Annotated in this window: 11 protein-coding genes; 3 read left to right on the top strand and 8 right to left on the bottom strand. The window is 68.8% G+C overall.

What is annotated here, in order from left to right; all coding sequences use genetic code 11:
* Together N0A24_10645 and N0A24_10640 are read left to right on the top strand one after the other, a co-directional pair.
* Window positions 1-1,104: hypothetical protein (locus tag N0A24_10645; GenBank protein MCS7173805.1), on the top strand; the 1,104-nt coding region annotated here is incomplete at its 5' end.
* A gap of 51 nt (window positions 1,105-1,155) precedes the next feature.
* The gene (locus N0A24_10640) at window positions 1,156-2,421 is read left to right on the top strand and encodes a glycoside hydrolase family 1 protein (protein MCS7173804.1); all 1,266 of its coding nucleotides are present in this window, start codon (window positions 1,156-1,158) and stop codon (window positions 2,419-2,421) included.
* Window positions 2,422-2,455: 34 nt separating this feature from the next.
* Here the strand turns inward: N0A24_10640 and N0A24_10635 are convergent, their stop codons facing one another.
* From N0A24_10635 to N0A24_10625, 3 genes are all read right to left on the bottom strand, one after another.
* The gene (locus tag N0A24_10635; protein MCS7173803.1) at window positions 2,456-3,253 is read right to left on the bottom strand and encodes an IclR family transcriptional regulator; all 798 of its coding nucleotides are present in this window, start codon (window positions 3,251-3,253) and stop codon (window positions 2,456-2,458) included.
* Entirely contained in the window at window positions 3,250-4,701 is a 1,452-nt protein-coding gene (locus N0A24_10630) for an ABC transporter permease subunit (GenBank protein ID MCS7173802.1), read from the bottom strand. The genes N0A24_10635 and N0A24_10630 overlap by 4 nt, the downstream gene beginning before the upstream one ends.
* A 552-nt stretch (window positions 4,702-5,253) precedes the next feature.
* Window positions 5,254-5,430 carry a hypothetical protein gene (locus tag N0A24_10625; GenBank protein ID MCS7173801.1) on the bottom strand — a complete coding sequence of 59 codons (177 nt, stop codon included), beginning with the start codon at window positions 5,428-5,430 and terminating at the stop codon, window positions 5,254-5,256.
* Between the two features lie 56 nt (window positions 5,431-5,486).
* Here N0A24_10625 and N0A24_10620 point away from each other — a divergent pair, with 56 nt between their 5' ends.
* Entirely contained in the window at window positions 5,487-6,467 is a 981-nt protein-coding gene (locus tag N0A24_10620; GenBank protein MCS7173800.1) for a phosphoglycerate dehydrogenase, read from the top strand.
* Window positions 6,468-6,471: 4 nt separating this feature from the next.
* Here the strand turns inward: N0A24_10620 and N0A24_10615 are convergent, their stop codons facing one another.
* The 5 genes from N0A24_10615 to N0A24_10595 all read right to left on the bottom strand — a co-directional run bounded on the left by N0A24_10615 (window position 6,472) and on the right by N0A24_10595 (window position 12,099).
* The gene (locus tag N0A24_10615) at window positions 6,472-7,995 is read right to left on the bottom strand and encodes an FGGY family carbohydrate kinase (GenBank protein ID MCS7173799.1); all 1,524 of its coding nucleotides are present in this window, start codon (window positions 7,993-7,995) and stop codon (window positions 6,472-6,474) included.
* 12 nt (window positions 7,996-8,007) lie between these two features.
* Window positions 8,008-8,502 (bottom strand): cupin domain-containing protein, encoded by a 495-nt coding sequence (locus N0A24_10610; protein MCS7173798.1) that lies wholly within the window; start codon window positions 8,500-8,502, stop codon window positions 8,008-8,010.
* A 74-nt stretch (window positions 8,503-8,576) separates the two neighbouring features.
* Window positions 8,577-10,007, bottom strand: a complete 1,431-nt coding sequence (locus tag N0A24_10605; GenBank protein MCS7173797.1) for an NAD-dependent succinate-semialdehyde dehydrogenase — start codon at window positions 10,005-10,007, stop codon at window positions 8,577-8,579.
* Between the two features lie 35 nt (window positions 10,008-10,042).
* On the bottom strand, window positions 10,043-11,071 hold the full coding sequence (locus N0A24_10600; protein MCS7173796.1) for an alcohol dehydrogenase catalytic domain-containing protein: 1,029 nt from the start codon (window positions 11,069-11,071) through the stop codon (window positions 10,043-10,045).
* Window positions 11,068-12,099, bottom strand: coding sequence for a Gfo/Idh/MocA family oxidoreductase (locus N0A24_10595; GenBank protein ID MCS7173795.1), 1,032 nt, complete (start codon window positions 12,097-12,099; stop codon window positions 11,068-11,070). The genes N0A24_10600 and N0A24_10595 overlap by 4 nt, the downstream gene beginning before the upstream one ends.
* Window positions 12,100-12,117: the final 18 nt, after the last annotated feature.

Genomic DNA, 12,117 nt, shown 5'->3' with positions numbered 1-12,117 from the left:
GAGTTTCGGGCGGAGTTGCAGGCGTTGGGGGTGCGGGTGACGGCGCTGGAGGAGGAGTTGCAGGCCCTGCGGGCCCGCCTGGACCAGACCCGCATCACGGGCACCCTGGAGTGGTGGTACACGGTGAACCAGACCCCCGCGGTCCCGCCGGACCTCATCTTCGGCCCCCGGATCCGCATCACCTACACCGGGACGGTGGCAGAAGGCGCAAGCGTCCTCTTGCGGGCCCGCTACATCTCCCGGACCGCTCCCCCGCCCCAGAACGCCTTGGACTTCGACCGGGGCTACCTCCAGCTGGACCGGTTCCTGGGCGTGGAGGGGCTGCAGCTCCGGGCGGGGCGGGATGTGGTGGTCCTGGGTCCCATCGGGTTCCTGCTGGACGAGGACTACTACAACGACAACCGCACCGGGGTCTTCCTTCGGTGGCGGCTGGGCGGGCTAGAGTTCCTCGGGTTCGCGCAATATGCGGATCCCAACCAGGCGAATCCCGCCACCCTGCTGGGGGGACGCCTCGCCTACGCCCTCCTTCCGGGCTGGACGGTTGGGGTGAACCTCCGCGGCGATACCGACCCCTCCGGGACCCTCCAGCGGGGGCTGGGGTGGGGAGCGGACCTCCGGGCAGAGCTCCTGAGCGGGGTCGTCCTCACCGGGGAGTACGTGCAGTACCGAAACGACGCCACGGGCCAGGTGGGCAACTACGGGTACGCGGAGCTCGCGCTGAACCTGGCGCAGCTGTCGCCCTGGGAGCGGGCCCCGCGGCTTGTCCTGTGGTACAAGAACCTGGATCCTTACGTGCTCCCGGCGGCCCCTGCACCCCGGGGGGAGTTCGCAAGTCCCGACTTCTTCGGCACCCTGGATCCCAACGCGGACCTGAGCGCGTGGGGGCTGCGGGTGGACTGGACCCTCACGGATGCCCTCTCCGCATGGGGCCTGGGAGAGTTCGGGAACTACAAATCCACTGGGGTCCCGTACGCCCTGTACGAGCTGGGGGTGACCTGGAATTTGGCCGCGAACACCTCCCTTTCCGTGTACTACACGAACATCGCGGTGAACAACGTGACCACCAATCAGGTGTTCGGCGCATACGCGTTCACCAGCTGGTAGCGTATCCGGGCCGGGGTACGATGCCTGTGCCCCGGCCCTTTGTTTTTGGGCGTGAAGCGCTTCCCCGAAGGGTTCCGCTGGGGGACTGCCACCAGCAGCCACCAGGTGGAGGGGGGGAACACCAACAACGACTGGTGGCTGTTTGAGCAGCAGCCCGGCCGCATCCGGGATGGAAGCCGCTCGGGAGCCGCCTGCGACTGGTGGCACCGGGCGGAGGAGGATTTCGACCGGATGCGGGCGCTGCACCAGAACGCCCATCGGCTTTCCCTGGAGTGGAGCCGCCTGGAACCGGAGCCGGACCGGTGGGAGGAGGAGGCCGAGGCCCGCTACCGCCAGATGCTGCGGGGACTGCGGGAGCGGGGGATTGAACCCATGGTAACCCTGAACCACTTCACCCTGCCCTTGTGGGTGGCCCAGCAGGGCGGGTGGGAGAATCCCAAGATCGTGTACTGGTTTGCGCGGTACGCAGAGCGCTGCGCGGAGGCGTTCGGGGAGCTCGTCTCCTGGTGGATCCCCATCAACGAGCCCAACGTGGTGGTGGCCCTGGGCTACCTGCACGGCAAGCACCCGCCGGCCGTCCGCAACCCGCTTCGGGCCTGGCAGGCCATCCCGAACCTCCTGCGGGCCCACGCGGCCGCCTACCGGGCTCTCCATGAGGTCCAGCGGGACGCTCAGGTGGGCACCGCCCACAACCTCCGTCCCTTCGATCCCGCCCGCCCGGATGGGAAGCTCGACCGTTGGATCTGCTCCGTGCACGGACAGTTCTTCAACTGGATGTGGCTGGAGGCGCTGCACCGGGGGGTGGTCCGTTCCGCCCTGGGACGCTGGGTCCTTCCGGAGTGCGCGGGAACCCTGGACTTCGTGGGCGTGAACTACTACACCCGGGACCGCCTTCGGTTCGCCCCCTGGCGGGTCTCCTACGGCCTCGCGCAGACCGTGCGGGATCCCGGTGCCGTCTACAGCGATGGGGACTACGGGGAGGTGTATCCGGAGGGCCTGTACCGGGTGGTGCGGGAGGTGTGGGAACGTTACCGCAGGCCCGTGTTCGTCACGGAGAACGGGCTCCCGGACGCGGACGACGACCTACGGCCTCGGTTTCTGGTGGAGCACCTCTCCGCCCTCCATCGGGCCATCGAGGAGGGCGCGGATGTGCGCGGCTACTACCACTGGTCGCTGGTGGACAACTTCGAGTGGGCGGAGGGGTGGAGCCTCCGGTTCGGGCTCATCGCCCTAGACCCCCAAACCCAGATCCGCACCTTCCGGCCCAGCGCCTATCTGTACGCGGAGATCTGCGCCCGCAACGCCCTGCCCGGGTAAGGAGCATGGGGACGGTATGCGTCGAGCGGCCAGGCTACCGTCGTCCCCACCGGGGCGCTCCGCTCCAGCCCAGGGCCCGGGAGATGCGCTCCGCGGCCTCCCGCACGAGGGGTCCCAGTTCCCGTCGGGCCCGCTCCAGGGAGATGGTGGCCACGGATCCCGAGACGCTCACCGCGCCTGCCACCGCGCCCGTGTGATCGAAGATGGGGGCGCCCACGCACCGGATCCCCTCCTCGTTTTCCACGTTGTCGATGGAGAAGCCCCGGGCGCGGACGAGGGCAAGCTCTTCCAACAGACGGGCGGGGTCCGTGATGGTGTTTGCGGTGCGGGCGGGAAGCCCGTGCCGGCGGAGGATTTCCTGAAGCTGCTCCTGCGGCAGATAGGCCAGCATGGCCTTACCCAGGGCGGTGCTGTGAGCAGGGAAGATGCGGCCCACCATGGAGGCCATGCGGATGGGGCCGGGGGACTCCACCTTCTCCACGTAGACCACCTGGCCCCCCTCCAGCACCGCAAGGTGCACGGTCTCGCCCGTGCGGTCCCGCAGGTCCTTGAGGATGGGGCGACCCACGGTCCGGAGTTCCAGCTGCTCCAGGCGCCGCGCGGCGAGCCACAGCACCCCAGCCCCGATGGTGAAGCCGCGGCCCACGGGGGTCACCAGTCCTTCCCGGGCCAGGGACTGGAGGAGGCGGTAGACGGTGGGGCGGGGGACCGCGATCCGCGCGCTGATCTCCGCAACCCCCAGGGGCCGGCCTGCCTCCCCCAGGACCCGCAGCACCGCCGCGGCCCGCTCCACGGATTGCACGCCGTTGCGCGCGTGTGCCCGGATCTTCATCGCTCCGTCCCTCCCAGCACCCGCCCTACCAAATACCCCTGCAGCAACAGGGTGATCAAGACCACGGGGGCGAGGGTGATGAGGGACATGGCGGAGAGCGACCGCCACTCGATCCCCCGCTGGGTGTGCTGGGCCGCGATGAGGGTGGGGAGGGTACGGGCCCGGTTGAAGGTGAGGATGAGGGCGAACAGGAGCTCGTTCCACGCGAACAGGAAGCAGAACAGGAACGTGGCCACCAGTCCCGGCACGGAAACCGGCAGGACCACGTGCCACAGGACCCGGGCCCGGGTCGCACCGTCCACCAGGGCCGCCTCCTCCAGGGAGGGCGGGATCTGACGGAAGAATTTGTGCATGAGCCAGGTGGCAAGCGGAAGGTTGAAGGTCACATACACGAGCACAAGACCCGTACGGGTATCGAGGAGACCCACCGTGCGCAGCAGGAGGAAAAGCGCTAGGGCGGTGACGATGGGGGGCATGATGCGCTGGGAGACGATCCAGAAGAGCACGTCCTCGTTGGTCATGGGTCCCAGCCGCACCCGAAGCCGCGCGAGCCCGTAGGCGGCGCTCGCGCCCAGGGCCATGGAGAGAAGGCTGCTGCTGCTTCCCACCACGAGGCTATTCAGGAGCGGTCCGTAGACCGTCTCCCGCTCTACCCCCAGGAGGAGGTTCCGCCAGGCGTCCAGGGTCGGTTGGAAGTCCACCCAGGGGAGGAACTTCGGCCCCTGGTGGACGGCGAGGGCGTCCTTCAAGGAGGCGGTCACAAGCCAGTACAGGGGGAAGAGACTGAAGGCGATGGTGGCCCCGTATGCGAGGTCAAACGCGTGGAGACCCCGGTAGTAGGCGTGCAGGGTGAGGCTTTCTGTGCGGGTGCCGGGTCCTCCGCCCGTGATGATGAAGATGACGTCCACGATCTTAAAGGCCTCTACGGCCCGCAGGAAGCCCGCGGTGAGGAGGGTGGGGATCATCAGGGGGAGGGTCAGGTACCGGAGGGTCTGCCCTCCGGAGGCCCCATCGAGCTGGGCTGCCTCCCAGAGCTCTTCCGGAAGGGCCTGCAGGCTGGCCAGACACAGGACGAAGGGCGTCCACTGCCACACGTCCACCAGGATCATGGACAGAAGGGGCAGCGTATCTCCGCTCACCCAGCCGAGGGGTGGAAGGCCCACGGCCTCCAGGATGGCGTTGAGGGGACCGATGGTCTCGTTGAGCAGCATCCGCCACATATACCCCACCGCGATGGGGGTGAGGGCCATGGGGATGACGAAGAGCACGCGGAAGAAGGCCCCTCCCGGCAAGGGACGGTATACCAGGAGCGCGAGCCCGAACCCCAACAGGACCTCCAGGCTCACGGCTCCCGCCACGATCGCCACCGTGTTCCCGAGACTTGTCCAGAACCGGGGATCCGTGAGCAACCGATGCCAGTTCCCCAGGCCCGCGAAACTGAGGTGCAACCCGCCGACCTATGAAGGCCTCCAGCATGGGGGTCATGATCATGGCGGGGCAGATGGTATTCACGCGGATGTTGTGCCGGGCATAGTCCAAAGCCATATTCCGGGTGAGGGTGAGCACCCCGCCCTTGCTGGCATTGTAGGCTGCGTTCTCCACGAGACCGATGAAACTGGCGATGGATTCGATGTTGATGATGCTGCCGCCCCCGCTGCGGATCATGTGGGGAATGGCGTACTTGGAGCAGAGGTATACCCCTTTCAGGTTCACGGCCAGCACCCGATCCCAGTCCGCCTCCTCTGTGTCTACCACCGTGGCCCGGAGGGTGATCCCCGCGTTGTTCACGAGGACGTCCAGCCGACCGAAGGCCTCCACGGTGCGCTCCACCATCCGGCGCGCATCCTCCGCCCGGCTCACGTCTCCCCCACGAAGAGGGCTTCCCCCAGGGCCCGCAGCTCCTGGCAAGTCCGCTCTCCGACCTCCACCTGGACATCGCTCGCGGACAGTCCGTTCTTTTTGGCGCGAGCTCTACTTCGCCGGGGATCCGCGGACTCCTGCTAGCTTTCGCCCAGCAGGGCTTCCACGACACCGTGCGGCCACCGCCGCGTTGGCGCCCTTCCCGCCCGGGCCCATGGGCAGTCGGTGCGGGGGAGGTTCTCGCCCCGGGCAGGCAATCGCGGCGTCAGCACGAGGAGGTCCATGACGAGGCTGCCGACCACCGCTACGGTTGCCATGGCGCTCCCTCCTTCTTACGCTGGGGGAAGGCGGAATCCCTCATGGGAGGTTCGGCGTGAGTGCGTGGCGCGTCCTCGTGACCTCGCGCTCCTTCCTGGAAGCCGCGCCCGAGGCCGCCCGGAGGCTTGAGGAGGCCGGCGTGGAGCTGCTCCGGGCTCCCGCAGACCGGCCCCTGGAGGAAGAAGAGATGGCAGGGCTGCTGGGCGAGGTGGATGGCATCGTGGCGGGCGTGGACCGGATCGGCCGACGCGCCCTCCAAAAAGGTGCTCCCCGCCTCCGGGTCATCGCCCGCGTGGGGGTCGGGGTGGACACCATAGACCTCCAGGCGGCCACGGAGCTGGGGGTGGTGGTGACCAATACCCCGGGGGCCAACGCGGAAGCGGTGGCGGAGCTCGCGTTCGGACTCATGATCGTACTGGCCCGTGGGATCCTGTCGGCGGATCGGGGGGTCCGTGAGGGTCGATGGGTGCGACCCTTTGGCGTGGAGCTGTTCGGGAAATGCCTGGGCGTGGTGGGATTCGGACACATCGGGCAGGCGGTGGCGCGGCGCGGCGTGGGATTCGGGATGGAGGTGGTGGCCTCCGATCCCCTGGTGGACCCGGAGGTGGCGCGGACGCTAGGCGTGGCCCTGGTTCCCTTTCCGGAGGTCGTCGCGCGCGCGGACTTCCTCACCCTGCACGTCCCCCTCCTCCCGGAAACCCAGTATCTGGTGGGCGAGGCGGAGCTACGTCGGATGAAGCCCACCGCGTATCTGATCAATACCTCCCGTGGGGGCGTGGTGGACGAAGCCGCCCTCACGCGGGCCCTTCAGGAGGGGTGGATCGCAGGCGCAGCCTGCGATGTCTTCGAGGAAGAGCCTCCGGTCCGTTCCCCGCTCCTCCAAGCACCCAACGTGGTCCTCACGCCCCACGTGGGCGGGCACACCCGGGAGGCCGCGGCCCGGGCCGCCCGGCAGGCCACAGAGCAGGTCCTCGCGGTTCTCCGGGGAGAGCGTCCGCCGCACGTGGTGAACCCGGAGGTCTTCGAGCGGCGGTGATCCCCTAGGCATTCCGTGCCGCGATCCTCCTCCAAAAGGCCCGGTCCTCCACCACGGCCCGGTACACGGCGGCGGCGGCACGGTAGCGGATGTAGCGCTCTGGGTCGGGCGTGTAGTGCTGGACGGGCCAGGTGAACCGGCCCACGGCTTCCTGCCAGTCCCGGAACACTCCCACCGCGTACCCCGCCAGAATGGCACTTCCGAGCGCCGCGGCCTCCGTGCGGTTCAGCCGGGCGTACGGGACGCCGAGGACGTCGCACTTGATCTGGTTCCACAGATCGCTGCGCGCGCCCCCTCCCACCACCCGAACCTCCCGGAGTCCCTCCACGCCCGATCGATCCCGGGCGATCTCCAGGTAGATGGCGTACTCGTAGGCCACGCTCTCCAGCATGGCCCGGTATAGGTGCTCCGGTCCATGGGTCCAGGCGAGTCCCAGCCACGCCCCGCGAAGTTCCGGCTGATTCGGGCACACCCGGCCAGCGAGGTGGGGAATGAAGAAGAGTCCGTGGCAACCGGGCGGGACCACCTGCGCCCGGGCATCGAGCTCCGGGTAGTCCCAGCGATCCGGCCCCGCCACTTGGCGCACCAGATCTCGCCACCACCGGAGATTCAGCCCGCCCCCGCCGACGTATCCGATCAGGTACCACCGCTCTCTGGGCACCATGCGGGCGCAGAGCAGGGTACCGGTGCGAGCGTCGGGGGCGAAACGGTCCACGCACACGCTGAGGACGGAGGCGGTCCCGGCCGCATCGTAGGCCATGCCTGGCTCCAGCACGCCGGCTCCGAGCATGGCCGCGGCCTGATCCCCGGCGCCCGCGGCCACCGGCGTGCCGCTCCGCAGCCCCATGGCCCGTGCAGCCTCCCGGCCGAGCCGTCCCACGATCTCCCAGGGCTCTACGATCCGCGGGAGGCGATCTGTGGGAATGCCGAACTGCTGGCACAGGGCTTCGGACCACCGACCGCGCTCCGTATCGCTGAGGCAGCTGAAGTGGAGATACGTGGGATCCACGAACGCCTCCTCCCCCCGCATCCCGCACAGGCGCATGGTCACGTACCCCGCGGGCATCACGAACTTGCAGATCCGGGCGAAGGCCTCGGGCCGCTCGTGCATCCACCACAGGATCTTCGGCCCATGGGAGTAGGTGGGTGCTGCACCCGTGAGCGCACAGATCTCCTCCCCGTGGGAGCGCATCCGCTCCACATACGGGGTGCAGCGGGTGTCAAGCCAGGAATCGTAGGGCGTGACGGCCCGCCCCTCGCGATCCACGGAGCTCAGGCCCGCCATCTGCCCGTCCAGACACAGCCCCACCACCGCCTCAGGCGGGATCCCCGCCCGTTCCACGCAACTCCGTACCACCCGGATGGCCGATGCCACCATCTCCTCGGGATCCTGCTCCACCCATCCCGCGCCCCGCTGGAGGAGCCGCGAGGGCTCGCTTGCCTCCGCGAGGACCTGCCCGTCCTCCCGGATGAGGATTCCCTTGGTGGCCGTGGTTCCCAGATCCACGCCGCACAGGCAGGCGGGCATGGTACCTCCTCCTTAGGGCCCGTCTACTGGGACCACCCGGGGTTGCCCGTTTTCTGCCAGCACCCGCACGCGGAAGCCACTGCGGGCCACGGTCTCGTAGTCGTGCCCCGCGTGGGCGGGGTACACGTAGAAGAAAACCAGAGGATCCGGACCGGTGTTCACGCTCCGGTGGGCCCAGCCCGGCGGGACGTAGACCACGGCCCCGGGATGCAGGGCCTCCACGCGGTACCGTCCCGTGGCATCCTGGAGCACCAAAACACCCTCTCCCCGCAGAGGAACATACACCTCGGCTGTCTCGCGCCGGAGGTGGAAGTGGCCCCGGGTCATGAAGTACTCGCGGCCCACGCAGCCGGAGTAGAGTACCGTGATCCCGTACGCGAGGTGGCCTGCTTCCCTCGGGACGGGAGGCTCATGGGTCTCGTATACCACGGGGTCTCCAGCCTGGATCAACGCCTCCAGGGCTTGTTCGTCCGCAAACACCCCCCGGAGATCGCTTGCCCGTCGCACCCCTCGGACCGCGTTCGGACCAAGTCCCGCCGGCTCCCATCTCAGTTCGCTTCGGGTGGGGTCCATGGCATCCCTCACGGGAGATCAACGCGGATGTGCTTGATGAGCAGGTACTCCATAAGGCCCTCGTGCGAGAGTTCCAGGCCGAATCCACTCTCCTTCCAGCCTCCGTAGGGGAAGGGTACCTCTCCCCCCACCACGTTGTTGACGCCTACGGTCCCCGCCTCCAGCCCCTCTGCCACGAGGAAGGCGGTGCGGAGGTCCCGGGTGTACAGGTACGCCACGAGCCCGTAGGGGGTGTCGTTGGCGAGCCGCAAGGCCTCCTGCAGGTCCCCAAAGGACATGATGGGCGCGACCGGGCCGAAGGTCTCTTCCCGCATGACCTCCATGGAGTGGTCCACGTCCACCAACACTGTGGGGGTGAAAAAGTACCCCTTCGGGAACCCCTCCGGTCGGTGTCCCCCGTATACTACCCGGGCACCTTTGGCCCGGGCGTCCTCGATGTGCGCCACGGTCCTTTCTAGCCCTTCCCGGCTGGTCATGGGCCCCAGATCGGGATCCTCCAGACCGGGGCCGATCCGCAACCGCCGGGTGTACTCCACGAACTGCTCCACGAAGGGTTCGTACACCTGGTGGTGGACGTAGATGCGGTTGACGGCATTGCACACCTGTCCCATGTTGCGGAAGGCGCGGTAGGCCGCACCCCGGGCCGCGGCCTCCAGGTCCGCATCCGGAAAGACGAGCAGCGGGCAGTGTCCTCCTAGCTCCAGGGAGACCCGCTTCATCCCCTCCGCCGCCATCCGGAGGATTTCCTTTCCGGTTGAGGTCTCCCCCGTGAAGGCGATCTTGCGGATGCCGGGATGTCGCACGAGGTAGGTTCCTACCGTACGTCCCGGGCCGATCACGGTGTTCACCACGCCATTCGGAGCGCCGGCTTCCACCAGGCATGCCAGGAACCGCGAGACCGCGAGCGGCGTCCGGGAAGGTGGTTTCGCCACCACCGTGCACCCCGCGGCCAGGGCGGGTGCGATCTTCCACGCCAGGAGCAGGACGGGGTAGTTCCACGGGCCGATGGCGGCCACAGGCCCCACGGGCTGATGGATGACGAAGCTGCGGCGGTTGGGGTGATCCGTGGGGATGGTGCGGCCGAAGATTCTCCGGGCCTCCTCCGCATAGTACTCCAGGGCCTCCGCACCGGCCTGCACCTCCCCCCGCGCATCCTTGAGGGGTTTGCCCTGCTCGAGGGTCAAAAGGCGCGCAATCGCTTCCAGGCGTTCCCGGACGAGGTGCGCAGCCCGGCGGAGCAGGGCCGCGCGGTGCGCCGGGGCCGTGCGGGACCACACCCGGAACGCCCGCTCCGCGGCCTCCACCGCGGCGTCCACCTCCGCCGGGGCAGCTACGGAGGCGGACCCCACCACCTCCTCGTCCGCGGGATTGAGGACGGAGAGCTTCTCCCTGCCCTCCACCCAGGTTCCGTCGATGAGAAGGTCTACGTGTTCCATCACACCCTCCTCCGTGTGGGAATCTGTTCCCCGCGTCCCTAGAGGTCCGCGGGGAACAGCACGGCCTTCAGGCTCCGCCTCGCCGCCATGGAGGCCATGGCCGCGGCCACTTCCTCCAGCGGCTGCCGGTCCGTCACCAGGTACACCAGATGCGGCCGGAGGCGGGGCAGGAGGTGCAGCGCCCGGTGGTAGTGTGCCACCGTCTGGCCGGTGGTGCCCGTGAGGAGGAGCTGGCGGTAGTGCACCCGGTTTGTGTCGAGCAAGGGCGGCGTGCACTCCGCGGGGAAGCCCGCGAAGAAGTTCACCCGGCCCCGCACCGCGGCCGCCCGGACCGCCTGCTCCTGAGCCCGGGGGTCTGGGGCGGTGACGATCACCACGTCGAAGCTGTCCTCCAGCTGCGGGACCACCTCCGGGGAAAGGGCTTCATCCGCGCCCAACCGGAGTGCCGCCTCTCGCCTCTGAGGCCAGGGGTCCACCACCACCACCTCTCCGGCACCCCGGATCCTCGCCACCAGGGCGTTCAGGAGTCCCATGGGACCGGCTCCAAGAACGAGCACACGGTCCCCGGGACCTGTGGCCACCACCTCATGTGCGTTCAGAGCACAGGAGAGGGGCTCTGCGAGCGCGGCCTCCTCGAACGTGACGTCCTCCGGGAGCGGCACCACGTGACCCCGCTGTACTGCCCGGGCCGGCACCCGCACGAGCTCCGCGAATCCCCCATCCAGGGTGATGCCCAGGGCATCGTAGTCCGGGCAGAGGGAGTCCAGGCCCGCGGTGCAGGCGCCGCACCGGCCGCAGCCCACGTTGGGCACCAATCCCACCCGCTGGCCCACCCGCACCGTGAACTCTGGAGCGCGTACCTCCACCACCTCTCCCGCGATCTCATGTCCCAGGATGCGCCGGGTCCCGGGCGGGATCCTGAAGTGACCCTGGCGGACGATTTTCAGGTCCGTGGCGCAGATGGAGGCCGCGCGTACCCGGACCAGGACGTCCCCGGGCTCCAGGCGCGGCGGGGGCCACGTCTCCAGCGAGATGCCCTCTCCGGGTGTGCAGACCGCGGCCTTCACAGACCTGCCTCCACCCGTTCCACGGGCTGCGGGAGGCCGGCGGCCGCAGACCGTATCGCGGCCAGGGTAGCTTCCAGGGCTCGCAGTCCGTCCCACCCTGTGACCTCCGGAGGGCAGCTCCGCTGGATGCAAGCGACAAAGTGCTCGTCCTCCGCCAGGTACGCGTCGTGGTACCGGTCCCGCCAGCTCCGGACCGCCTCATGCAGCACCTGGCCCTCCCGCGTGACCCGCATCCATGAGCCCTTTCGGATCCCTCCGATGGAGATCATCCCGTCGGTTCCGAGGATCTCCACCCGCGAGTCGTACCCGTAGTCCACAGGACAGGCCCCTTCGATGCTGCCCAGGGTTCCGTCCTCCATCTCCACGCTCACCAGGGCCACGTCGTAGAAGTCCGGGTACTCCGCCAGGAGGTGGGTGGCCTTCCGGGCCGCGACCCGGGCGAACACGGACCGGTACTCCGACCCGGAGAGCCACCGCAGGGTGTCGAAGTCGTGGCTGGTGACCTCCGCGAGCAGACCGATTCCCTTCTTCGGATCCCACGCCCATGGAGGCGGGAGCCCCGGCCCCCGGGTGGTGGAGCGGATCAGGAGGAGGCGGCCCAGCTCTCCGGAGACGATGCGGGCCCGGGCTTCCTGGAACTCTGCATCGAAGCGCCGCATGAACCCCACCTGCAGCACCACGCCCGCCCGCTCCGCCGCCCGGATCATCTCCAAGGCCTGCGGCACTTCGAGCGCGAGAGGCTTCTCGCATAGCACGTGCTTTCCGGCCTCCGCGGCGCGCACCACCAGGTCCCGGTGCGTGAAGGTGGGGGTAGCCACGCACACCCCCTCGAAGGCCACTCCCTCCAGGGCCTCCTCCAGAGAGGCGAAGGGCCGTGCCCGCAGCGCCTTCGCGGCGTGCATCCGGGCGTGGAGATCCTCGTCCACCACGGCCACCAGCTCCGCCTCCGGAATTCGGAAGGCGAAGTGGTAGCCGTGCACGAGGCCAGCCCGCCCCGCCCCTACTAGGCAAATCCGGATCCGATTCATTCCCACTCCTCCACCTCC

The sequence above is a fragment of the Armatimonadota bacterium genome, from assembly GCA_025059775.1.
GTDB lineage: Bacteria > Sysuimicrobiota > Sysuimicrobiia > Sysuimicrobiales > Sysuimicrobiaceae > Sysuimicrobium.
Note: the sequence above shows the minus strand (reverse complement) of the source record. Positions and strands in the feature narration are given on the sequence as shown.